This is a genomic window from Streptomyces sp. CBMA291 (assembly GCF_014596525.1).
GTDB lineage: Bacteria > Actinomycetota > Actinomycetes > Streptomycetales > Streptomycetaceae > Streptomyces.
This window is the reverse complement of record NZ_MSJP01000034.1, coordinates 122,168-144,835: the sequence shown is the minus strand read 5'-3', so window position 1 is coordinate 144,835 and position 22,668 is coordinate 122,168. Positions and strand designations below refer to the sequence as shown.

24 protein-coding genes and 1 pseudogene are annotated in these 22,668 nt (G+C 72.6%); 9 read left to right on the top strand and 16 right to left on the bottom strand.

Going from position 1 to position 22,668, the window contains the following annotated elements:
• Positions 1–32 precede the first annotated feature (32 nt).
• From BU197_RS10325 to BU197_RS10290, 9 genes are all read right to left on the bottom strand, one after another.
• Positions 33–1,424 (bottom strand): NAD(P)/FAD-dependent oxidoreductase, encoded by a 1,392-nt coding sequence (locus BU197_RS10325; protein WP_188267952.1) that lies wholly within the window; start codon positions 1,422–1,424, stop codon positions 33–35.
• A gap of 178 nt (positions 1,425–1,602) precedes the next feature.
• Entirely contained in the window at positions 1,603–2,331 is a 729-nt protein-coding gene (locus tag BU197_RS10320) for a S1 family peptidase (RefSeq protein ID WP_188267951.1), read from the bottom strand.
• A 217-nt stretch (positions 2,332–2,548) separates the two neighbouring features.
• Entirely contained in the window at positions 2,549–3,085 is a 537-nt protein-coding gene (locus BU197_RS10315; RefSeq protein ID WP_188267950.1) for a PadR family transcriptional regulator, read from the bottom strand.
• Positions 3,086–3,179: 94 nt separating this feature from the next.
• Positions 3,180–5,195: an NADPH-dependent 2,4-dienoyl-CoA reductase gene (locus BU197_RS10310; RefSeq protein WP_188267949.1), complete on the bottom strand. Its 2,016-nt coding sequence runs from the start codon at positions 5,193–5,195 to the stop codon at positions 3,180–3,182.
• Positions 5,196–5,432: 237 nt separating this feature from the next.
• Entirely contained in the window at positions 5,433–5,852 is a 420-nt protein-coding gene (locus BU197_RS10305; protein WP_188267948.1) for a PTS-dependent dihydroxyacetone kinase phosphotransferase subunit DhaM, read from the bottom strand.
• A complete protein-coding gene (dhaL, locus tag BU197_RS10300; RefSeq protein WP_188267947.1) occupies positions 5,849–6,535 on the bottom strand; it encodes a dihydroxyacetone kinase subunit DhaL in 687 nt (228 codons plus the stop codon). Before dhaL ends, BU197_RS10305 begins: the two co-directional genes overlap by 4 nt.
• Positions 6,536–6,561: 26 nt before the next feature.
• Positions 6,562–7,554 (bottom strand): dihydroxyacetone kinase subunit DhaK, encoded by a 993-nt coding sequence (gene dhaK / locus BU197_RS10295; RefSeq protein ID WP_188267946.1) that lies wholly within the window; start codon positions 7,552–7,554, stop codon positions 6,562–6,564.
• Between the two features lie 351 nt (positions 7,555–7,905).
• Entirely contained in the window at positions 7,906–8,031 is a 126-nt protein-coding gene (locus tag BU197_RS30955; RefSeq protein ID WP_262928236.1) for a hypothetical protein, read from the bottom strand.
• Between the two features lie 125 nt (positions 8,032–8,156).
• Positions 8,157–8,633 carry a hypothetical protein gene (locus tag BU197_RS10290; protein ID WP_188267945.1) on the bottom strand — a complete coding sequence of 159 codons (477 nt, stop codon included), beginning with the start codon at positions 8,631–8,633 and terminating at the stop codon, positions 8,157–8,159.
• 257 nt (positions 8,634–8,890) lie between these two features.
• Here BU197_RS10290 and BU197_RS30350 point away from each other — a divergent pair.
• The 6 genes and pseudogenes from BU197_RS30350 to lysA all read left to right on the top strand — a co-directional run.
• A pseudogene (locus BU197_RS30350) lies at positions 8,891–9,335 on the top strand (hypothetical protein); the annotation flags it as partial.
• A gap of 85 nt (positions 9,336–9,420) precedes the next feature.
• Complete coding sequence (locus BU197_RS10285) at positions 9,421–9,786, top strand: hypothetical protein (protein ID WP_188267944.1); 366 nt, start codon at positions 9,421–9,423, stop codon at positions 9,784–9,786.
• 8 nt (positions 9,787–9,794) lie between these two features.
• Positions 9,795–10,148, top strand: coding sequence for a hypothetical protein (locus BU197_RS10280; RefSeq protein ID WP_317452143.1), 354 nt, complete (start codon positions 9,795–9,797; stop codon positions 10,146–10,148).
• Entirely contained in the window at positions 10,109–10,393 is a 285-nt protein-coding gene (locus BU197_RS10275) for a trypsin-like serine protease (RefSeq protein ID WP_188267942.1), read from the top strand. The genes BU197_RS10280 and BU197_RS10275 overlap by 40 nt, the downstream gene beginning before the upstream one ends.
• Before the next feature lie 674 nt (positions 10,394–11,067).
• Complete coding sequence (locus tag BU197_RS10270) at positions 11,068–11,454, top strand: SAV_915 family protein (RefSeq protein WP_223183064.1); 387 nt, start codon at positions 11,068–11,070, stop codon at positions 11,452–11,454.
• 12 nt (positions 11,455–11,466) lie between these two features.
• Positions 11,467–12,813, top strand: a complete 1,347-nt coding sequence (gene lysA / locus BU197_RS10265) for a diaminopimelate decarboxylase (RefSeq protein WP_188267941.1) — start codon at positions 11,467–11,469, stop codon at positions 12,811–12,813.
• Between the two features lie 13 nt (positions 12,814–12,826).
• Here lysA and BU197_RS10260 read toward each other — a convergent pair whose 3' ends face one another.
• Entirely contained in the window at positions 12,827–13,558 is a 732-nt protein-coding gene (locus BU197_RS10260; RefSeq protein WP_188267940.1) for an alpha/beta fold hydrolase, read from the bottom strand.
• Between the two features lie 234 nt (positions 13,559–13,792).
• Positions 13,793–14,806, bottom strand: a complete 1,014-nt coding sequence (locus BU197_RS10255; protein ID WP_188267939.1) for a zinc-binding dehydrogenase — start codon at positions 14,804–14,806, stop codon at positions 13,793–13,795.
• 158 nt (positions 14,807–14,964) lie between these two features.
• Here BU197_RS10255 and BU197_RS10250 point away from each other — a divergent pair, with 158 nt between their 5' ends.
• The 3 genes from BU197_RS10250 to BU197_RS10240 all read left to right on the top strand — a co-directional run bounded on the left by BU197_RS10250 (position 14,965) and on the right by BU197_RS10240 (position 16,948).
• A complete protein-coding gene (locus BU197_RS10250) occupies positions 14,965–15,612 on the top strand; it encodes a TetR/AcrR family transcriptional regulator (RefSeq protein WP_188267938.1) in 648 nt (215 codons plus the stop codon).
• Positions 15,613–15,695: 83 nt separating this feature from the next.
• Entirely contained in the window at positions 15,696–16,517 is an 822-nt protein-coding gene (locus BU197_RS10245) for a maleylpyruvate isomerase family mycothiol-dependent enzyme (protein WP_188267937.1), read from the top strand.
• 131 nt (positions 16,518–16,648) lie between these two features.
• On the top strand, positions 16,649–16,948 hold the full coding sequence (locus BU197_RS10240) for a DUF1876 domain-containing protein (RefSeq protein WP_188267936.1): 300 nt from the start codon (positions 16,649–16,651) through the stop codon (positions 16,946–16,948).
• A 146-nt stretch (positions 16,949–17,094) separates the two neighbouring features.
• Here BU197_RS10240 and BU197_RS10235 read toward each other — a convergent pair whose 3' ends face one another.
• The 5 genes from BU197_RS10235 to BU197_RS10215 all read right to left on the bottom strand — a co-directional run bounded on the left by BU197_RS10235 (position 17,095) and on the right by BU197_RS10215 (position 22,664).
• A complete protein-coding gene (locus tag BU197_RS10235) occupies positions 17,095–17,706 on the bottom strand; it encodes a CBS domain-containing protein (protein ID WP_188267935.1) in 612 nt (203 codons plus the stop codon).
• Between the two features lie 131 nt (positions 17,707–17,837).
• On the bottom strand, positions 17,838–19,904 hold the full coding sequence (locus BU197_RS10230) for a discoidin domain-containing protein (RefSeq protein ID WP_188267934.1): 2,067 nt from the start codon (positions 19,902–19,904) through the stop codon (positions 17,838–17,840).
• Positions 19,905–20,046: 142 nt separating this feature from the next.
• Positions 20,047–20,640 (bottom strand): TetR/AcrR family transcriptional regulator, encoded by a 594-nt coding sequence (locus BU197_RS10225; RefSeq protein WP_188267933.1) that lies wholly within the window; start codon positions 20,638–20,640, stop codon positions 20,047–20,049.
• A 54-nt stretch (positions 20,641–20,694) separates the two neighbouring features.
• Entirely contained in the window at positions 20,695–21,366 is a 672-nt protein-coding gene (locus BU197_RS10220) for a GntR family transcriptional regulator (protein WP_188267932.1), read from the bottom strand.
• A gap of 83 nt (positions 21,367–21,449) precedes the next feature.
• Positions 21,450–22,664 (bottom strand): CaiB/BaiF CoA transferase family protein, encoded by a 1,215-nt coding sequence (locus tag BU197_RS10215; RefSeq protein ID WP_411158473.1) that lies wholly within the window; start codon positions 22,662–22,664, stop codon positions 21,450–21,452.
• Positions 22,665–22,668: the final 4 nt, after the last annotated feature.

The following is a 22,668-nucleotide window of genomic DNA, read 5'->3' as shown; positions in this document are numbered from 1 at the left end:
CCCGTCCGTCCCTCGCGCCCGCCGCCCGGTCCTCAGACGGTCCGGCGCAACGGCGGCTCCACCGGACCCGGCGTCACCGGCCCGAACAGCACCGCGCGCAACACGGCGGGCGCGAAGAGCGTGGACATCGGCGCGGCCAGCATCGTCGCCTCACGGAACGGCGTACCCACCACCGGGTCGCCCGCCGCCCGCACCTGGAGCCGGGCCAGATACCAGCCCGCCACCTTGTCCCGCAGCCCCGTCCGAGCCGCGTCGCCGGTCGCGCCGGGCATCTTCTTGTCGGCTCCGGCCGAGATGTCCCAGGCCTGCCGCGAGGCGTCCAGCAGCGCCCGCTGCACCCGACGGGTGCTCGGCGTGCGCTTGCGGTCCGCGAGCGCACGGCGCAGCGCGACCGCCGTGATCGCGGCGACGGCCATGCCCTGCCCGTACACCGGGTTGAAGGCGCAGAGCGCGTCACCGGTGGCCAGGAACCCGGCCGGCCTGCGCCCCGGACGGTCGTACCTGCGCCGGATGTTGGAGGTGTTGCGGAAGCCGTACACCGGGGACACCGGCTCGGCCCGGTCCAGCCAGTCGCTGACCAGCGAGTGGGGCAGCCGCTTCGCGTACTCCTCGAACGCCCCGTCCTCCGTGGGCGGCTTCTCGCCGCGCAGTCCCGAGAGGGTGACGATGTGCCGTCCGTCGCCGAGCGGCAGCACGACACCGCCGTACCGCTGACCCGGGTTGGGCACGATGTTGCAGCCGATGGCGTCGGTGTCGAGACCGTCCTCCGCGAACCGGTACACCCGGGTGCTGTACGCCAGACCGGTGTCCAGGGTCTCCTCGTGCGCCGCCTCGGCGCCGATCCCCGACAGCCAGTCGGCGGCCTTCGTGGACCGCCCGGAGGCGTCCACCACGAGATCCGCCGCGAGCGTGCGGGGCTCCTTGTCGGCGCCCGCGCCGCGCTCCCGGACGCGAATGCCCCGGACCCGGGTGGAATCGCCGACCAGGCCCACCGTCTCGGTGCCGTCGACCAGCTGGATCCGCGGGTCCGCGAGCACCCGCTGCCGCACCAGCCACTCCAGCTGCGCCCGCGGACCGCTGAAGAAGAACGCGCTCTCCTCCGAACGGCGGAACCAGGTGCCGCCCTGCCACTGGAGCATGTCCCGGGGCGAGCCCACCTTGGGGGCGCCGAGTTCCCGCAGCTCGTCCGTGAACCCCGGCAGCAGTTCGTCGAGCGCCCGCTGCCCTCCGCTGATCAGCACGTGCAGATGCCGGGCCTGCGGGACACCGGACCGTGCCTCCGGCCCCTCGGGGATGCGGTCGCGCTCGACGACCGTCACCTTCTCCGCGTGCTCGGCCAGTACCCGAGCGGTCAGCAGCCCAGCGAGACTTCCCCCGATGACCACCGCGTGACGTGTCGCGCGGCGCCCCAACTCGTCGGCCATACCCGCCCTTTCGTGTGGTGGACTCCAGCCGTCCAGTATCCACGCCGGTGCGGATCACGTCGCGTTCCGCCGTCCGTGCGGCGGGCCGGACCGTACGGTTTCGGCCGTCTGACAGCCTCGGGCACCACGGGCAGAGGCCCGCCCCCCGACGGGGACGGGCCTCGGCGGGATCGGCGGATCAGACGCCCGCGATCGACTGGATCCAGGAGCGGTAGGCGGTCACGTTGGTGTACGCCGTGCTGGTCTGGCGGTCGCTGGTGGAGGCCACGCCGACCTGGGCACCGGCGGCCATCATCGGGCCGCCCGAGTCGCCGCCGGCCGTGATGCCGTCGCCGCGCCGGGCGCAGATGGCCGAGCCGCCGTAGGCGTCGGTGCAGCCGCTGGTCACCGTCACGTTGGCGACCTTCAGATAGCGGGACTGGCAGTTGATCTCGGAGCCGCACTGCGACGTGGCGCCCCAGCCGTACACCTGCACGTTCTGCCCGACCGTCACGGTGCCGGGGCGGCCCAGCGTCGCGTAGGTCGTGGACACGGAGCGGTCGAGGCGGACGAGCGCCAGGTCCGCGCTGTGCGTGTACGTCTGGATGCCGTTGGCGACGGTCCCGCCGCTGAACTGGTCCAGGCTGCCGATCCGGAAGGTGAGCCCGCCGCCGCTGACGCAGTGTTTGGCGGTCAGGATCCAGGTGGGGGCGATGATCGTGGCCGAACAGGTCTCCTGGCCCTGGGAGTAGAGCCGGGCGGCCCACGGGCCGCTCGAAGCGTAGCCGCCGCCGATGATCGGCTGGGCGGCCTGGACCGTGGTGCCGGCCGGAGCGTGGTCGGGAGCCGCCGTCGCGGTGGGGGCCAGCAGCGCGAGCACGGACAGTGCCGTGGCCGCCGCGGTCGCCCAGATGCGGTGGATACGCAAGGTTCCTCGTCTCCGACGGCGCGCGAAAGCGCCGCCCGTGGGGGGAGTGGTGGAACCAGGGTGTTCGCGCGGAGGCCGCCCGGGTAATCCCGTATGGCCATAACACCGTGCTATCCCGGGGCGGGACGCCCCTGCGGGGGAAGCGTCGCCACGCGGCGGAGCCGGAGCCTTCCCGGCGGGGAGCCCAGGCCCTCGGGGCGGGGGCGGGGCCCGGTCCTCACTCCGTGCCCAGCTCCGTGAGCGCGCCCGTCAGCCACTCCACCCAGAAGCGCTCCATCTCGATCCCGCCCTTCAGGACGAGGTGGCGCAGCCGGTCGGCCTCCGTCCGGCGACGCTCCGCCGGGAAGTCGCGGTCCTCGATCTCCAGGTACTCGTCCAACTGCTCCCGGTGCAGCACGAGATGGCGGGAAAGCTCGGCGCGGAGCCCGTCCGCGCCGACCACCGCCGCCGCCCGCATCCGCAGCAGCAAGGCGGCCCGCATCGGCTTGGGGTCCTCGGACGCGCCGACCCAGGCGCTCAGCTCGGCACGGCCCGCGGGCAGCACCTCGTACTCCTTGCGCTGTCCCCGTACGGGCACCGGAGCGGGCAGGACGCGGATGTGCCCCGCCTGTTCCAGCCTGCCCAGCTCACGGTAGATCTGCTGGTGGGTGGCCGACCAGAAGTAGCCGATCGACCGGTCGAAGCGGCGCGTCAGTTCGAGGCCGGAGGACGGCTTTTCGAGCAGCGCGGTGAGGATCGCGTGCGGCAGGGACATGTCCGCATCCTAGGTCGTGACCGGAAATCGCTCCTGCCCGGAGGAGGCGGTGCCGGCATGTGCCCTCGGGCCCGCGCCGCCGGACCGCCCCGGCTCAGAACGTGGCCGCGAGACGGGTGCCCTGGTCGATCGCCCGCTTGGCATCCAGCTCGGCGGCGACGTCCGCCCCGCCGATCAGATGCGCCGTACGCCCCGCCGCCACCAGCTCCTCGTACAGATCGCGGCGCGGTTCCTGACCCGCGCAGAGCACCACGGTGTCCACCGGGAGCAGTTGGCTCTCGCCGTCGATGGTGAGGTGGAGGCCCTCGTCGTCGATCCGGTCGTAGCCGACGCCCGCGACCATCGCCACGCCCCGGTGCTTCAGCTCGGCGCGGTGGATCCAGCCGGTGGTCTTGCCGAGGCCCGCGCCGACCTTGGACTCCTTGCGCTGGAGCAGATGCACCTGACGCGGCGGCGTACCGCGCTCGGGGGCGCGAAGGCCGCCCCGGTTCTCGTAGGCGGTGTCCACGCCCCACTGCCGGAAGTACGTCTCGGGGTCCCGGCTCGCGCCCTCCCCGCCGTCCGTGAGGAACTCGGCGACGTCGAAGCCGATCCCGCCCGCGCCGATGATCGCGACCCGCTCGCCGACGGGCGCGCCGTCCCGCAGCACGTCCAGGTAGCTGAGGACGCGGGGGTGGTCGACACCGGGGATGGCGGGAGTGCGGGGCGTGACGCCGGTGGCGACGACGACCTCGTCGTAGCCGTCCAGATCGGCGGCGCCGACGGGGGTGTTCAGCCGGACCTCCACCCCGCGCTCCGCGAGCTGTACGCGGAAGTAGCGCAGTGTCTCGTCGAACTCCTCCTTGCCGGGCACCTTCCTGGCGATGTTCAGCTGGCCGCCGATCTCGGCCGCCGCGTCGAAGAGGGTGACGGCGTGGCCGCGTTCGGCCGCCGACACCGCGCAGGAGAGTCCGGCGGGACCGGCGCCGACGATGGCGATCCGCCTGGCCCGGCGGGTGGGGGAGAGGACCAGCTCGGTCTCGTGGCAGGCGCGCGGGTTGACCAGACAGGAGGTGATCTTGAGGCTGAAGGTGTGGTCGAGGCAGGCCTGGTTGCAGCCGATGCAGGTGTTGATCGTCTCGGCGTGCCCGGCGGCGGCCTTGGCGACGAAGTCGGGATCGGCGAGGAAGGGGCGGGCCAGCGAGACCATGTCGGCGCGGCCGTCGGCGAGGATCTCCTCCGCGACCTCGGGGGTGTTGATGCGGTTGCTGGTGACGAGCGGCACGGAGACCGCGCCCATCAGCTTCTTCGTTACCCAGGTGTAGGCGCCGCGCGGGACGGAGGTGGCGATGGTGGGGATGCGGGCCTCGTGCCAGCCGATGCCGGTGTTGATGAGGGTGGCTCCGGCGGCCTCGATCTCCTGGGCGAGCCGGACGACCTCCTCCAGGGTGGAGCCGCCGGGCACGAGGTCCAGCATGGAGAGCCGGTAGATCAGGATGAAGTCGGGGCCGACGCGCTCGCGGATCCGGCGGACGATCTCCAGAGGGAAGCGGACGCGGTTCTCGTAGGAGCCGCCCCAGCGGTCGGTGCGGTGGTTGGTCGCGGAGGCGATGAACTCGTTGATCAGATAACCCTCGGAGCCCATCACCTCGACCCCGTCGTACCCGGCCTCCCGGGCGAGTTCGGCGCAGCGGGCGTAGTCCTCGACGGTCTGCTCGACCTCGGCGTCGGTCAGCTCGTTCGGTACGAAGGGGCTGATGGGGGCCTTGAGGGCGCTGGGGGCGACGAGGCCGGGGTGGTACGCGTACCGGCCGAAGTGCAGGATCTGGAGCGCGATCCGGCCACCGGCCTCGTGGACGGCGTCGGTGATCCGCCGGTGCTCGACGGCCTCCTCCGGGGTGGCGAGCCGGGCGCCGCCGTCCCAGGGGCGTCCGGCGTCGTTGGGCGCGATGCCGCCGGTGACGATGAGCCCGGCGCCGCCCCGGGCGCGCTCGGCGTAGAAGGCGGCCATGCGCTCGAAGCCGTGCTCGGCCTCTTCGAGACCGACGTGCATCGACCCCATGATCACCCGGTTGGGCAAGGTGGTGAACCCGAGGTCGAGCGGGCTCAGCAGATGCGGGTACGGGGTCATGCGGGCGCCTCCTCAAGCGGGATCGTCGCCCTCAGTTCTAGGGGACGCGTTTCTCTTCTGCAACTAGTTGCAGAAGATTTGAGGAGTGATGTCTACTACTCGGTAATAAATAGGCCGGGGGCTCCGGCCGTGCGCCCCGACCGACGACTGCGGACCGGGACGCACGGAAGGGGACGAAGAGGGATCCCTTCCCGTGAAGGGATCCAGGGAAGGGCGTGTGCGGGCGCCGCGAGAACCTCACTCCTTCCGGTAGACGTACGCCTCCGAAGCCGCCGCCGTCACCGCGTCGATACAGCCGCCCGCGCTGGCCGTGACGAGGGCGGCGACCGCGCCCTCGACGAAGGGGGCGTCCGCGAGACGGGTCCCCTCGGGGAGTTCGTCACCCTCGGCGAGCAGGGCCTTCACCGTGAGCACGGCGCTGCCGAGGTCGACCAGGATCGCCACTCCGGCTCCCCGGTCGACGGACTCGGCCGCCGCGCGGATCAGCTCGGAGCTGGTGCCCAGGCCGCCGTCGGGGGTGCCGCCCGCCGAGGCTATCGGGGCGAGATCCCCGCCTCCGGCGAGGCCCCGTGCCAGCTCGGCCACGGCCCTGGCGACGGCGGCGCTGTGCGAGACGAGCACGATGCCGACCAGTTCCTTGCCGCTTCCTGAACTCATGACGCCTCCTCGGTGTGCGGGGCCGCGCCCCGTGTGGTCTCGTCCGCTGCCGTCTCGCCGCCCTCGGGGGAGCCGCCGCCGTGCGCCGTCTCGGCCAGTGCCGTGAACAGCAGCGCGGAGGACGTCGCCCCCGGGTCCTGGTGCCCCTCCGAGCGCTCGCCCAGATAGCTCGCCCTGCCCTTGCGGGCCCGCAGCGGTACGGTCGCGAGGGCGCCGTCCTCGGCGGCCGTGCGGGCCGCGTCGAACGACTCCCGCAGTCCCGCCACGGCCGGTACCAGGGCGTCCAGCATCGTCTTGTCGCCGACCTGGGCGCCGCCGAGGCGGGACACCGCCGTCACCCCGGAGCCGAGCGCTTCCGCCAGCTCCTCCCGGGTGATCCGTACGCCGTCCCCCAGGGCCTTTCCCGTACGGCGCAGCAGCGTGCCGTACAGGGGTCCCGAGGCGCCGCCGACGGTGGAGATCAGCTCCCGTCCGGCGGTGGCGAGCACCGCGCCCGGGGTCTGCGGCGGCTCCTTCGTCAGCGTCTCGGTCACGGCGGCGAAGCCCCGCTTCAGGTTGGCGCCGTGGTCGGCGTCGCCGATGGCCGAATCCAGCTCGGTGAGCCGGTCCGCATCACGCTCGACGGCTCTGGCGGCTGCGATCAGCCAGCGCGCCAGGAAGTCCGCGCCGTAGGTCTCCGTCATCTCGTCCACCTGTCCCATCCCGCGTCTCACCGGCCCCAGCGCAGCGCGGGCGTCCGCACGGGGGCGTCCCACAGCCGGAGCAGTTCCTCGTCCACTTCGCACAGGGTCACCGAGCAGCCGGCCATGTCGAGCGAGGTCACGTAGTTCCCCACCAGCGTCCGGGCCACGGGCACGCCCCGCTCGCCGAGCACCCGCTGCACCTCGGCGTTGAATCCGTACAGCTCCAGGAGCGGGGTCGCGCCCATCCCGTTGACCAGGGCGATCACCGGGCCGGAGGGGCGGAGGTCCTCCAGGACGGCGTCGACGGTGAAGTCCGCGATCTCCCGGGAGGTCATCATCGGCCGCCGCTCACGCCCGGGTTCGCCGTGGATGCCGACGCCCAGCTCCAGTTCGCCGTCCGGGAGGTCGAAGGTGGGGCTGCCCTTGGCGGGTGTGGTGCAGGCGCTCAGCGCCACGCCGAAGGAACGGGAACGTTCGTTGACCCGGCGGGCGATCGACTCGACCCGCTCCAGGGGTGCGCCCTCCTCGGCGGCGGCGCCCGCGATCTTCTCCACGAAGAGCGTGGCCCCGGTCCCGCGCCGCCCCGCCGTGTAGAGGCTGTCGGCCACGGCGACGTCGTCGTCGACGAGGACCTTGGCGACCTGGATGCCCTCGTCCTCGGCAAGTTCGGCCGCCATCTCGAAGTTCAGCACGTCGCCGGTGTAGTTCTTGACGATGAACAGCACTCCGGCGCCGCTGTCGACGGCTGCTGCCGCCCGCACCATCTGATCGGGAACGGGGGAGGTGAACACTTCGCCGGGACACGCGGCGGCGAGCATGCCGGGTCCCACGAAACCGCCGTGCAGGGGCTCGTGCCCGGACCCTCCGCCGGACACCAGCGCGACCTGCCCGGCGACGGGCGCGTCCCGCCGCAGAACGATCCGCCGCTCCACGTCCACGGTCAACTCGGGGTGCGCGGCGGCCATTCCGCGCAGGGCGTCGGCGACGACGGTCTCCGGAACGTTGATGAGCATCCTCAACTGACTCTCCTCGTTAGGTGAACAGATAGCGCGCTGAGCTGTGTTCTCGCAGATCGGAGGGCGTATGGATGGTTGTGGATCTTAGCGGTCCGCGGCGGTCGGAAACGGGTGTTGGCGGAACTCTTGCCGACTCGATGCCGACTTTTTTGACCAAGCGTCAGAGATGATTCGGTGTACACGGATATGGCGGATATCGACGGCATGTGATCCACGGGAAACGGCCTGGTCCTGGTCCGGTGTGCGCAGGGCAGGTCGTGCCACGGCTCAGGGGAGGTCGGTCCGGCCGGCTCCGGCTGCGGGCCTCACCCGCCGGACGGATTCGGCTCCCGGGCTTGTCCCGGCAGGCGAGGCTCAGCGCGGCGAACAGCCCCACGGGATGACGACCGCCGACCACGGCTGCGGAATGCAGTGCTGACCGCCGACGACCAGAGCGGCGAGTGCCGGCCAGCCGAACGGCAGCCACGGCCGCTTGGTCACGCCGAGGCGCACCGCCACCAAGCGACTGCCGAAACCCGGTCCGTGCACAGGTTCACCCCGCCCGGCGGAATTCCCGCCCCCGCGGTCGCACCGCACGGGAGGTCCGGAAAGGTCTCCGCCTTTCCCTACCTTGCCCGCGCGGCAGGGGTACTGCATTCAGGTAGGCCATTGACCGGAGTGTCCCCCAGGCCCAAATCCACCGCCCGGACATTGCCCCAGTAATCCTGGCCCTTGAACTGCGTCCAATACCAGATGTCGTTGCCTTCCGAGTAGAACTGGCCATGTCCCCAGCATAAATATCGGCTGGGTTGGCCGTTGAGCGTGTAAACGACCTCGGTGTCCGTGCTGCGTTGACGGCGCAACTTGATCTCGGACAGGCTGCCCGTGCAGTACAGGACTTCGTCGCGAACCTTGCACTCGATGGCGCTGGTCGGCAGGACGGTATTCGGCTGATCGTGAGAAGTCTTCTGCGGGGAAGGCGTTTCGGTAGCAACCGTGGCCTGTTTGTTTCCGCCGCTTTCAGCGCTGTCCCCACCGGAGGCCAACGCGGTGGTGACGGCGATGGCCACGCCGAACATCCCGCCGCCGACGGTCGTGATCACTGCGGCGACAAGAGCGACTTTCCCCGCCTCGGTCAGACCGCCGAACCACTCCCTTGTCTGACGCGTGCGCGACGGGCGCTGCGGGGGAGGTGCTGGTTCGGAAGCCGAATCCGGAGTCGGGCTCGGGTCACTGCCGGGGGGTGGTGGTGCCGAGGACAACGATACCTCCTGGCCTCTTCATGGGCTGGCCGGGCAGACGCTAGCGGATTCGGGTGCCCAAGGCCATCAAGCAAGCTCAGTGGCGGTATTGCCCGGCCAAACGCAGCGGCCGCCTCCGCGGCTGCGACGCGGAAGCCGAGCGGCCGCGGGACGACTTCCGCGCCGAGTACGCCCACCAGCCGCCCGGCGCCGAGGACGTCTTCGGCCACCAGCTCCTGGCCCTGCTCAAGCAGTTGGACGCCACCTGCCAGGCCGTGGACGATCTCGCGGAGGCGGCCGCAGCCGCCTCGTCGACGTCGGCTTCCTCCGGGACTTCGCCGCCCTCACCGCCTCCCCCGAAGCCAATGCTCACCACCGACGCGAACACGGAGACGGGCATGCCGCCGCACGACGACACCCGCTCAACCACTTCCTCGGTCGGCTCCACCACTGCCTCAAGACCCGCCGCAATTCGACGAACAACGCGCTTTCCCGTCGCTCCTCCCCACATTGCCGGATGCCGGAAGACAACTGCTCCCACCACCTGCCGCGCCCTGCACATGAGGTGTCGCATCCGGAACGCCATCATGGCGACCCGGTGCGGGCCTTGGTGTGGGAGGCGGCATGACGTGAGAAGAGCGGGGCGCGGATGTTCGGGATCCAGACCGATGGGCTGGAGACGGCTGGGGGAGTGTTCATGACGGTCATGGCACTGGGCTCGGTGTGGCTGGGAGGGCGGGCCGTGCTCCGGCCGCACCGGCCGCCGCAGCCGATCGAGGGTCCCGTGTGGGTGGCCCGCACCTGGGGTCTCGCCCATGTGCTGCTGGGCATCGGCATGGCTGCCAGGATGACGACCATGCTGGCCGGCAAGGAGCCGGCCTGGCCGATGGCCGTGCTCCACTGGGCTGCCGGACCGCTCCTGATCTTTTCTGTGATCGCGGCATGCGTGTCCCAGTGGCGAGCGCGCCGTCGGACTGGTGGTGCCGTCAGTGGCCGGCACAGACGGCACAAGTGAAGCGGCCCGTGTCCTGGAGCGAGACGGCACTCGTGAGCGCCGCCTGCTGGGCGATCAGCGGGCTGGGATACGGGGTGTTCGCCGCCCTCGATGAGCCGCAGCTGTCCCCTGCACCCGTGATCGGCCTGGGCTTGACCCAGTGGTTCATTGCGTATCACCGCTGCTGGCGGGCGGCTGTCGCGGCGTGCCTCGCGGGTTTTTTCGTGCTGTTCGGGCTTGTGGACATCCTGCGGCCGGACCTGGGCCGGTATGTGGCGGATGCCCTGGTCATGGGGACCGCGTCGACGGTCGCCCTGACCGTCTTCGCCCTGGTCGACCGCGTATGTGGACGCCGCCATGGCGCAGCAGGCCGACACTGGTAGCGCGGCTGCATCCACTCGTCGACGGGACGGACGCCCCCGAAGGCACGTACCCGTACCAGGTCTCCGTGCGGCAGCAGGCCACCGACGGCTGGCACCCCAGGTGCGGAGGGTCGGTCATCGGCGACAGATGGATCCTGACCACCACCACGACAACCCGCTCCCCCGGCCGGTACACCCTTGCCGACCCGGACGGCCGCACGATCGTCCTCACCGTCGCCGAGCCGTCGACGAAGCCTGCGGGGTGAGCGGTGAGCGGTGAGCGGACCGTGGCCGGGGGGAGCGGGTTGTCGTGGTGGTGGTCAGGCCCAGGCGGAGGTAGCCGGTGGCGGGGCGTGAGACCGTCGGGTACAGCTCGATCACCGTGCCGCTTTCCAGAGTTGCGGCGTGGTGCTGGGGACCGGTGCCGTGCTGCTCCGGTGCGAGGGACAGGACCAGGCCGGTGTAGAAGGCGCGGCAGGCGTCGAGCCGGTCCGTTTAGATGACGATCAGATCGAGGTGCAAGGTCGTCGGTCTCCTTGGCCGCGGTAGCGGCGGGGGTAGCGGCGGGAGGGTGCCCTCCCGGCGGATACCTCGCACCCCTCATGCCATGCGCACGCTGGGGATGCCGTGTTTTCTCGCCGCCACCGGCACACGCGTCAACGACGCACCCGCCCCTGTCCTCCTGCCACCGTACGCCGCGTCCGCCCCGCGCCCCGACTGGCCGAGCCGCCTGACGCTCTACCGGAGGATGAGGGACCGGCGCACCGGGACTCTGGTGGCCCGCAGGTCCCCAGGGACGCGTCAGAGGCCCGTATCTGTACGCACCCCTGACGTCAGGGGTGCGTCAGGGAGAGCACGGGCGGGGTGGCCGCCGGGCATAGCGTTCGAGGAACCCGGTGCGATCGTGCCGGGACCCGACCACCCGACCCCGGAGGCGACCATGAAGCACACCCTGTACGGAGACGATCCCGAGCCCGCCGAACCCCTCCCGGCCGGGCGGCTCTGCGTCCCCGTCCGGCCGGGCCCGCACGGCCACACGGCCGTCCGCCTCTTCCGTACGCCCGTCGGCGACCGGACCGCCGTCGCCTTCACCGACCCGGCCCGGCTCACGGCCGCCCTCGGAACCGGCCGCCCCTGGATCGGCCTCTCCGAGCCGGCCCTGCGCGCCCTGATGGAGCCACTGGGAGTCCGCGCCTTGACGGTCGACCCGGTGCTCACGGCGCCGTCCCCGGTGTCGGCGCCGATCCGGACCCCGGACGTCCTCGCCGTCGAGACCTGCGGCGCGCAAGGCCCCACCCCGCGCCCCGTCACGGCTCTCACGCGCTGAAGGGGGCCCGAGATGACCACGCTTCCCCTCACCGCCGCCCCCGCCGACCCCTGTACCCCCGCATCCGCCCTCTCCGTCTGGCCCCGGAGCGTCACCGAGCAGGCTCACGGGAGCCTTCTCGTCGGTGGTGTGCCGCTCGCCGGGATCGCCGAGGAGTACGGGACCCCCGTCTACGTCCTGGACGAAGCCGAGGTCCGCGAGCGCTGCCGTGCCTATCGGGCGGCCTTCCCCGGAGCCGGGATCCACTACGCGGCCAAGGCCTTCCTCTGCCGTGCCGTCACCCGCTGGGTCGCCGAGGAGGGGCTGGGACTCGACGTCTGCTCCGCCGGGGAACTCGAACTCGCCGTGGCCGCCGGGTTCCCGCCCGAGCGGATCCTGCTCCACGGCAACGCCAAATCGCCGCGCGACCTGGAGAGCGCCCTGCGCCTCGGAGTCGGCCGCATCGTCATCGACACCCCCTCCGAGATCGCCCGCATCGCCGCCGCCGTCGGCGCGGGAGACCGCCAGAAGGTCATGGTCCGGGTGACACCGGGGATCGCGGCGGGCGGCCACCGGAAGATCCGGACCGGCACCGACGACCAGAAGTTCGGTCTCTCCCTCGGCGACGGGCACGCCCAGCACGCCCTCGCGCGCGTACTGGAGCAGCCACGGCTCGAACTGACCGGGATCCACTGCCATCTGGGCTCGCAGATCACGGACGTCAAGCCCTATCTGGTGGCCGTACGGCGGCTCGTCGGCCTGATGGCCAGGGTCCGCGACACCCACGGGGTCGCCCTGCCGGAACTCGACCTCGGCGGCGGGCACGGCATCGCCCACCGCCCCGGCGAACCCGCCCTCGACCTCGCCGACCTCGCTCGGCGGGTCCGCGCCGAACTGGCCGCGAGCTGCGCCGCCGCCGGACTTCCCGTCCCGCGTCTGATCCTCGAACCGGGGCGCGCGGTCACCGGTCCCGCCGGAGTGGCGATCTACCGGGTGCTCGCGGTGAAGCGGAGCCCCGGCCGGACCTTCGTGGCGGTGGACGGCGGGATGAGCGACAACCCGCGCCCCGCCCTGTACGGGGTGCGGTACGCGCCCCGGCTGATCGGCAGGCGCTCGGGAGCCGGGCCCGCGCGCGTGACGGTCGTCGGACGCCACTGCGAAGCCGGGGACATCGTCGCCGAGGACGTCCCGCTCCCCGCCGACGTGCACCCGGGGGACCTGCTCGCGGTGCCGGTGGCGGGCGCCTACCACCTGTCGATGGCCTCCTCGTACAACCTCGTCGGACGTCCGCCGGTCGTCGCCGTCCACGAGGGCCGGTCCCGGCTCCTGGTGCGCCGGGAGACCCTGGAGGACCTCGGGGCACGGGATGTGGGCCTCTGAGCCGTCCCGTTCCTCAGGTCCGGGCGGGCAGCTCCCGGGCGAAACGGCGGACGGCGTCGGTGAAGGCGTCCGGCGCGTCGAAGTTCGCCAGATGCCGGGCCCGGGGGATCAATTCGACGCGGGCGGCGGGGTGCGCGCGGGCGAAGGCGCGCTCGTCGGACCGGAAGAGGGTGTCCTTCTCGCCGTTGAGGATCAGGACGGGAGCCCTCACGTGCCGCATGGCGCTCGCGTCGAATCGGCCGAGCACCTCGCCCCAGGCGGCCGGAAGCGTGTGGAACGCGTAGCCCGATCGTATGGTTTCGGCCACCACCTCGGGCGGGTAGAGCCGGCGTAGCAGCTTGTCGTTCCACCGGGTCAGCAGGCCCGGGGACACACGCGGTACGAGCCCCGCCGCCCATCGGTACGGCAGCGTCCGCGCGCCCCGGGTCGAGGCGCTGGCCCCCGCGAGGACGAGGCCGCGCAGGTGCTCTGGACACCGCCGGGCGAACTCCAGCGAGGCGTACCCGCCCAGGGAGTGCCCGACGACGAGCGCCGGACCGCTGCCGAGCGCTTCCACGGCTGCGGCGATCACCTCGGTCGCTGCCGCCAGACTCCAGGGCCGGCCGGAGCGGGAACCGTGGCCCGGGAGATCGACGGCCGCCACCGGGAAGTCCTCGCGCAGGGCGGCGAGCTGCGGGCTCCACTGCCCCGCGCTGAACCGCGTCCCGTGGACGAAGACGATGGGCGGTGTGTCCTTCGCCGTCATGAGTGATCCCCCCGGTCGGTGCTCTCCTCGGCCCGACCCTAGCGGGGAACGGCCCGGCCTTGGCGGGAAATAGCCCGGCCCCGGCGGGGAACGGACCGATCCTGGCCGGGGGGAATGGGCCGGTCCCGGGCGGGGGAGGGGAATGGGCCGGTCCCGGCCGGGGGGAACGGATCGGTCCCGGCGGGGTAGGCCCTGGCCCTGGCCCCGGCGGAGAGACAGGACCGGTCTGTCCGGTCAGGGGCGCAGGATCAGACGGATCGGGTCGCCCGTCTTGTTCTCCAGCCGCTCCACCGCCTCGGCCGCCCGCGCCAGCGGGAGTTCACCGCTGATCGACCCGGAGAAGTCGAGCCGCCCGCCCTGGAGTAGGGACAGCAGCTGCGGCAGCGCGACCGGCATGTCGGAGCCGTAGTGGCCGAGGACCTGCTGCTGGAGGTAGCTGAAACGGGTGCCGTCGGCGATGTTCAGCGGCTTGTCGGTCAGGCCGACGAGGACCAGCCGGCCCTTGCGGGCGAGCACCGAGAGCGCCTGCTCGCGGACGGCCGGCACCCCGGCGAAGTCGAAGGCGGCGGCGAGACCGGTCCCGCCGGTCGCCTCGCCGATCCGCTCGCGCAGAGCCGGGTCGGCGGGGTCGAGCGCCAGGTCCGCACCCTGGGTGAGGGCACGCTCACGGGCCACGGGATTGGGGTCGACCGCGATGACGGGGCACGCGCCGACGGCCCGCAGCAACTGCACGGCGTGGACGCCGAGCCCGCCGACGCCCCAGACGCCGACCGCCTCTGCGGGCTTCACGGCGCCCGTGACGGTGATCGCGCCCCACGGGGTGGAGACCGCGTCCGGGATGATCGCGCCCTGGTCGAAGGGGATGGCCGCAGGAAGCTCCGTGAGGGCGTTCTCGGCGGAGAGCGCGTACTCGGCCCAGCCGCCGTCGTAGTCCACACCGCGGGTGTACGTGACACCGTCGCGGACCTCACCGGCGTACAGCACGACCCGCTGACCCGGGGTCCAGCGGGTGACGCCCGGTCCGGTCTCCGCGATGGTGCCGGACACCTCGTGGCCCAGGGTCACCGTGTCGCCGCTCAGCAGCAGCGGCGTGAGGGTGCCGTCGATCAGATGGACGTCCGACAGGCAGACGCCCGCCGCCTCCACCTTCACCAGGACCTGGCCGGGGCCGGGGGAGGGCTTCGCCACCTCCTCGATCCGCAGAGTGCGGCTGGGGATGTGCAGCCGGGCGGCGAGCATCTGCTCCATGACATGGCCTCCTTGACGCGGCGGCGACCCCCGGGGGCTCCGGGCGGAGCCCTTTCACCCGAGCGGGCTCCGGGCGGGGCCCGTAACGCAAGTCGCCTTGCGATGAACGTACGCCCGGCCTCCGGGTAAAGCAAGTGGACCTGCGTTACGATGCGGGCATGGCCTCCTCCGACCCGACCGCACCGCCCCTGCGCCGCCGAGGAGCCCGGATGCGCTCCGCCGTCCTCGCCGCCACCGTCGACGTCCTCACCGAACACGGTCTCGCCGGGACCACCGTCGGAGCCGTCGCCCGCGCCGCAGGCGTCCACGAGACCTCCGTCTACCGGCGCTGGGGGACCCGCGAGAACCTGATCCTGGAAGCGCTGGGCGAACAGTTCGACACGGCGCTGCCCGTCCCGGACACCGGACGCGTCCACGACGACCTCACCGCCTACTTCGGCACGCTCGCCCGGCTCCTCGCGACGGCGCAGGGCGAGGCGCTGCTCCGCCTGAGCGCCGAACGCGACGACACCCTGCCGGACCGCCGCCTCTCCTACTGGACCGACCGCCTCGAACGCGGCGCCGTCATGGTCCGGCGGGGCGTCGAGCGCGGCGAACTCGCCCCGGACACGGACCCCGGTCTCGTCATCGAGGCCATCGGCGGCGCCCTGTTCACCCGCGCCCTCATCAGCGGCGCCCCGCTCGACGAGCACCTCGCCGCCCGGCTCGTCACCCTCACCCTGGCCGGTACGCTCCCCGCCCCCGGCCGGACCCCGCCGCCCCCGAACCCGCCGACGGATCCGGAGAACCGTCCCCGCAGGCGATGACCTACGGGCTACCCACTGGTACGGTCCCTGGCCGGGCGGTGTCCCGCCGAGGGCCGCCGCGCAGCCAGGGGAGGGGCACGGAGATGCTGGAACGAGCGGACGGGGTGCTGCCGCACGGGCTCGCGGAGGCGATCCTGGGGACCGCCGAGGACATCGCGGAGGTCCTGCGCACCGAATCGGACACCGACCGCGTCTCCGCGCTCCCGGTACCCCGCTCCACCTGGACCGTCGGGGAGGCCACCGCGCACCTCGCGCAGGCCAACGCGCTCATGGTCGCGCTGGCCGAGGGCCGGGAAGTGCCCCATGGCGACGGCACCCCCGCCAGCCTGGCCGAGGCCAACGAGCGGGCCCTCGCCCGTTTCGCCGAGCGGAAGCCCGGACCCCTCGCCGCCATGATCACCGAGCGGGCCGCCACCTTCCTCACGGTCGTGGAGGAGTGCGACCCGGAGATGCTCCTCACCACCCCGCTCGGCCCGCTGTCCCCGGCCCACCTCGGCTCGTACCTGCTGGCCCACATGCTCGGGCACGGCTACGACCTGGCCGGCGCCCTCGGTCGCCCCCACATGCTGGACGCGCGCCGGGTCGAGCTGAGCCTGCCGTTCGTGCTGCGGGTGATGCCCCGGGTGACGGACCCGGCGGCCGTCGCCGGGCTGACCGCGCGCTACGCGATACGGCTCCGGGGCGGCCCGGAATTCGGTGTCCTGGTGGCCGACGGCGCGGTCGAGGTCACCGAGGAGCCGCCCGCCCGGCCGGACTGCGTGATCCTCACCGAACCGGTCGCCTTCCTCCTCCTCGCCCTGGGCCGGGTCGACCCCTGGCCCACGATCGTCCGGGGCAAGGCGCTCGGCTGGGGGCGCAGGCCCTGGCTCGCGCCGCGCTTCCCGCGCCTCTTCCGCGCCCCCTGAGCCCCGGGCCGTTCCCGGGCACGCGGCACCGGGGCCTCCCCGCGCGCCCGGAGCCGTGCCGGGGGATCCTGGAAGGACCCGGAAGGGGCCGCGCCTCGCTTCCGCGCGGCCCGTGCGCGAGGAGGCGGACCATGACCCGTACCCAGGAGTGGACGGTCGGCGTGGAACTGGTCGAGGACGGCGGCCGGACCAAGGCCGAGGCCAGACTGAGGACCGGCACCTCGACCCTCACGGGCCACGGCTCGGCCCGGCGCAACCCCGAGGACGTGGACGTGCCCGCGATCGGCGACGACCTCGCCGCGAGCCGCGCGATGAAGGACCTGGCGGGCAAGCTCATGAGGGTGGCCAACCGGGAGATGGACGCGGCCGGCGCGGGGACCGTACCCCAGCGCACCGGACCGGGCTACGGCTGGCCGGAAGCGGTCACCTGACAGGACGGGGTCCACGGGTGACGGGACGGGGTCCACGGGCGCGGACCCGACGGCCCTCCCTCGCGGCGCCCGCCGTGTCCTTCGGATCCTGCCGGGCTCGCGGCCTGATCCAAACGAGACGGCCTGGCCGTCGGACCCGTCCGGCGTCAGCCGTCGGACCCGTCCGGCGCGGCCTCCTCGTACCCCAGACGGTCCGTGACCTCGACCACGCCGTCGACCGTCTCGCAGAGACGGACGATGATCGGGCCGATTCCCGGGCGGTCCAGGGTGCCGCTCAGCGTCACCCGGCCCTCGTCCACGTCGATGTGCACGGCGGAGGGGGAGAGGCGCAGGATGCGGACCACGACGTCCTCCCTGATCTCCTCCTGGATCGAGCGGTCCCTGCGCAGGAAGAGCTGTAGCAGATCACTGCGGCTGAGGACGCCGATCAGGCGCCCGTCCGCGTCCACCACCGGGAGCCGCTTCACGCGGTGCCGTTCCATGAGGCGGGCGGCCTCGACCGCCGTCCAGGAGGGCCGGGCCGTCACCACCGGGCTCGACATCATGGCCTCGGCCGAACTCGGCCCGCCCTTCGCCGTGTGCCGCCGCAGCAGGTCCGCCTCGGAGACGACACCCACCGGCCGGTTCTCGCCGTCGACCACCGGGACCGCGGTGATGCCGTACTCGTCGAGGAGCCGGGCGATCTCCTTGAACGTCGTCCCGGGCTGCACCGCGACCGCGTTCGGCGTCATCAGGTCGGCGACACTGCGGTGCCTCATCGTCCGTACCGCCCCTTCCGCTTTCCGACTCCCATGATCCCTCACCGGGACGCGGAAGCGGTACGAGGGGTCGATACGGCGGGGCCCGGTGGCCGGATCGCACAGGGATCCGCCCCGGGCCCCGCACGGGCTCAGGCCCGGTGTACCGACACCTCGTACAGCGAGTAGCCCCACTGCGTCGCCCGCCGCTCGCCGTGCACCCGTACGTAGCGGGCCGGCGTCGACGGGAACTCCGCCGTGTCGTAGCCGCCGTCCCCCGCGTCCGTCGACCACACGGTCCGCCAGTCCGTGCCGTTCTCCGAGACCTCGATCCGGTACCGGCGCGCGTACGCCCGCTCCCAGTCGAGGGTCACCCGGCCGATCCGGCGCACGGCCCCGAGGTCCACGCCCAGCCACTGGTCGTCCGACCAGTCACTGGCCCAGCGGCTGCCGACGTCGCCGTCGACCGCCCGGCCCGGTGCGTAGCTCGTGAACGGGTTCCACTCCGAGGAACTGGCCGAGGCGGGGGCGCCCGCCGCCAGATCGACCCCCATCTCGTGGTTCTCGGTCGCCCGCCAGGTGGTCAGGTACGACTCCGCGCCGCGCGTCAGATCGTCCACCACGCCCGGACCGCCCGCCGTGAGCCGGATCTGCTCGATCCAGTCCGGCACCATGCCGTTGTGCGCGGCGCCGTCGGTGTTGAGATCCCAGGTGCGCCGACCCGTCACCTGGCGGTCGATCACCGATCCGCCGTCGACGCTGCGGAACGGGTAGGTCACCTTGTTCGACGCGTCGGCGCCGACCGGGCCCGGCCAGCCTCCGACGCCGTTCATGTCGGTCCCGTAGCCCAGCCCGACGCCGTACTTCGCCCGCAGCGCCGCCTTCTGCGACGCCTCGCCGACGAAGCCCTCCGCGCCGTGCATGTACGGGGCGACGAAACCGCCAAGCCGGTAGAGCCGCTCGGTCCAGTCCAGATCCATCCAGCTGTGGCTGGAGATCACGCCCGGGTACTCCTCGGACTCCAGGATGTCGAGCGCCCGCCCGGCCGCCTTCACGCTCATGTGGTCGAGTTCCAGCATCATGCCGCGCTCCATCATGCCCCGCAGCGCGTACTCGCCGAGGCGGGAGAGCCCCCGGGTGTTGCACTTCGCGTCGGAGGCATACGAAGGGACGCTCACGCCCACCGGAAGCCTGGTCGCCATCACCGGAGCGGCGGCCAGACCGATCGGATTGTCGTGCTGCGGGCCCGTGCACTTCTCCGTGGCCCAGAAGGTGCCTGTCGACAGGAACTGGCCGATGTTGACCGCCGTACCGGTCGCGCCCTCGTCGAAGCGGACCCCGCACAGGGCGTTGTCGAACTTGTGGCAGAGGAACATGCTGCGGACGCCGAGCCCGTACAGCTCGTCGAGCCCCCGGTCGATGTCCTCCTTGCCGCACTGGGCGACGTCCAGGATCTGCTTGCAGCCGAACGGCTCCGAGGTCTCCACGCCCAGGACGACCGCGAGCTTGCCCTGCTCGATCACCGTACGCGCCTGGGCGGCGCTGGTGACGATCCGGAACCAGCCCTTGCCCGCGCCGCCGTACATCCGGTCGACATACTCCTGGAGTTCGTACGACTTGCGCGCCTGGAGGCGGATCGAGGTCATCTCGTCGCAGTCCCGGTCACGGGGGAGGATCGAGCAGATCAGGCCATTCGTCACCAGGTCGTCGACGAGGACCCGCTGTCCGCCGCGCCAGGCGCGCTCCACCCAGGCGTAGTAGTTCTGCTGGTGGGTGAGGGAATCGTGGGCGGGCCAGTCCTCGAACGTCGGCCAGCCGACCGGGTCGTGGTGGCCGTCCGCGCCGCCCGTGATGTTCTCGAACAGCGCGCCCGAGCCGTCGGGATAGTGCTCGGGACAGTCCTTGAGCGCCTCGGGGGCGCCGCCTTCGGCGAAGGTCCGGCCGCAGATGAGCCGCCCGCCGAAGCCCTCGTTCGACATGAGGTGGTTGTGCGCGTCGACGAAGCCGCGCACCTTCCCCCGTGCGTCCGTGCCGGTGAACGGCGCACCCGTGACGTTGATCTCCGAGTCGGCCGGAGGACGGGCGGTGGGCTCCCACCACCCGGCACCGGCCGCGGCGGCGGGCAGGGGGCCGGAACCGAAGAGCACGGCGGCCAGGGCCAGGAACAGGACGAGGGCGGCGGATCCGCCGCCCGTCCGGCGAGTGAAGGATCGGATCATGTCTGTGCGGCCTCCGGACGGTGGGTGTACCGGGCGCCCCGAGGATCGCGGTGATGGCGGAGTGAGTCAAGAGTCCGGGACGGATGACCTGGTGGAGCGCGGACGGTCCTCGCGGACCGCGCTCCCTCCCGAGGGTCCGGCTCTACTCCTCGATCAGACGCACCAGTTGATCGGCCGTCAGCTCCAGCAGCTCGGCGGCCGCCCGCTCGTCGCCCAGGACCAGGAACTGAAGCGTCAGACCGTCGATCGCCGCCGCCAGACTCCGGGCGAGCGACTCCACCGACACCCGGGGCGTCGCCCCCCGCTCCCCGCAGACCTGTTCGATCAGGGCGCCCGCAGACGCCACGTACTGCTCGTACTGCGCGCGGGCCACATGCTCGAACCCCGGCTCCCGCAGTGCGTACTGGGTGAGGTCGTAGGTGAGCATGTGCTCACCCGGCCGGGCCGTGACATGGTCCCAGTACGTCCCGAGCGCGCCCCGCACGGCCTCGCGCAGAGTGGCGCCGGGCTCCACCGCCGACCTCACCCGCGTCACGTAGTTCCCGGTGATCGTCTCGATCGCGGCTTCCAGCAGCGCCTGCTTCGACTCGAAGCAGTAGTGGAAGACGCTCAGCGAGACACCCGCCTCCGCGCAGATCGAACGGGTCGTGGTCCTGGCGACGCCGTCCCTGGTCATCGCCCTGATCGCGGCCTCGACCAACTGCTTGCGCCGTACGGCCGACGGCATCCGCCCCATGGTTCCTCCTCGCGTCCGGCGCCAGGGTAACGGCAGCCCCCGTGCCCCGGCCGGTCAGAGCCCGTGCAGGGTCAGGACCTCGTGCAGGGCCGCCACCGCGTGCGCGCGGTGCTCGTCGAGCCAGCGCACCACGGCGTCCTCGTCGCCGTGCCGCAGCGCCGAGATGACCGCCCGGTGCTCCCGCACCGCCTGCGCCCGGTGCGGGCCCTCCGTGTAGTAGAGCGAGCGGTACGCGTCGGTGGCGTCCCACAGAGTGGTGATCAGACGAACGAGGCGGGGCATCTCCGACGCTTCGATCAGCGTGAAGTGGAACAGGCGGTTCGCCGCCGCCATGGCGGCCACGTCCCCCTCCTCGGCCGCCCTCTCCACCTGCCGCTGGACGCCTTCGAGCGTGGCCGTGAAACCGTCCGGGAGCCGCCGCACGGCCCGGCGCACGGCCTCGGTCTCCAGCAGCTCCCTGATCCGGTAGATCTCCTCAAGGTCCGTCAGGGACAGCTCCGCCACGAAATAGCCCCGGTGGACGTGATGGACGACGAGCCCCTCCGCCTCCAGGGTCTTCAGGGCCTCGCGCAGCGGCACCCGGCTCACCTCGAAGCGGGCCGCCAGCGCGTCCTGACGGATCTGGCCGCCCGGCCGCAGCTCCCCACTGGTGATGGCGCGCCGCAGTTCCTCAAGGACGAACTGCTGGGCGGTCTGCGGCCGCCTCCTCTGCACCGCGCTGCTCATCGCCTGTGACCTTCCGTTCCTTCGCCTCGCCCGCCGCCGGAGACCACTCCGCCGGTCCGGACCATCTTCCTACGGGACGAGCCCTACGGAGTCCGCCCGGCCGCAGCCCCCGGCCGCCCCCGCCCTTCGAGAACGTCCTCGGTGTGCTCGCCCAGACGCGGGGGAGCGGACCGGTACGCGGCCGGGGTGGCGCCGAACCGGATCGGGTGGGCGACCTGCCCGGGGCCCGCCTCGGACTCCGGGACCCTCGGGGCGAGCCCCAGCCGCTCCGCGAGGCCGAAGGCGTCGGCCAGGTCGTTGATCGGCCCGCACGGCACGCCCACGGCGGTCAGCTCCCCGAACCACTCGTCGGCGGTACGGCCCGCGAGCGCGGGGGCGAGGGCCGCGACCAGCTCCTCCCGGTGGGCGACCCGGGCGGTGTTCCCCGCGAACCGGGGATCGTCGGCGAGTCCGGGCAGCCCGAGCCGCCCGCACAGCGCCCGGAACTGCCGGTCGTTGCCCACGGCGAGCACCAGCGGCCGGTCCCGGGCCTCGAACACCTCGTACGGGGCGATGCTCGGATGCCGGTTGCCCATCGCGCGCGGCACGACCCCCGCCCCGAGGTGCGCCGCCGCCTGGTTGGTGAGCGCCGACAGGAGGGAGGAGAGCAGCGAGACCTCGACCCGCTGCCCCTCGCCGGTACGCTCCCGGTGCCGGAGGGCCGCGAGGACGCCGAGGCCCGCGTGCAGTCCGGTGACGACGTCGACCAGGGCGACCCCGGTCTTCGTGCCCGGCCCGTCCGGCTCGCCCGTCACGCTCATCAGCCCGCCCATGGCCTGCACGAGCAGGTCGTAACCGGGCAGCCTGGCACCCCCCTCGGTGCCGAAGCCGGTCACCGAGCAGTAGACGAGTCCCGGATTCGTCCCTCGCACCTCGTCGTAGCCGAGACCGAGCCGGTCCATCGTGCCGGGGCGGAAGTTCTCCACCAGGACATCCGCCCGGTCCACGATCGCGCGCGCCGCCGCCAGCCCCTCGGGGTCCGCGAGATCGAGCGCGACGGAGCGCTTGTTCCGGTTCACACCGAGGAAATAGGTCGCCTCGCCGTCCGCGAACGGCGGCCCCCACGCGCGCGTGTCGTCGCCGGAACCAGGACGCTCGATCTTGATCACGTCCGCGCCCAGATCGGCGAGGAGCATCGTCATGTACGGCCCGGCGAGCACCCGGCCGAAGTCGGCGACGACGATCCCGGACAGGGCGCCGGCCCCGGGGGTCCCCGTGGCCTCCGGCATGTCTTCCGTACCCGGCTGAGCCGTGGGCATTTTC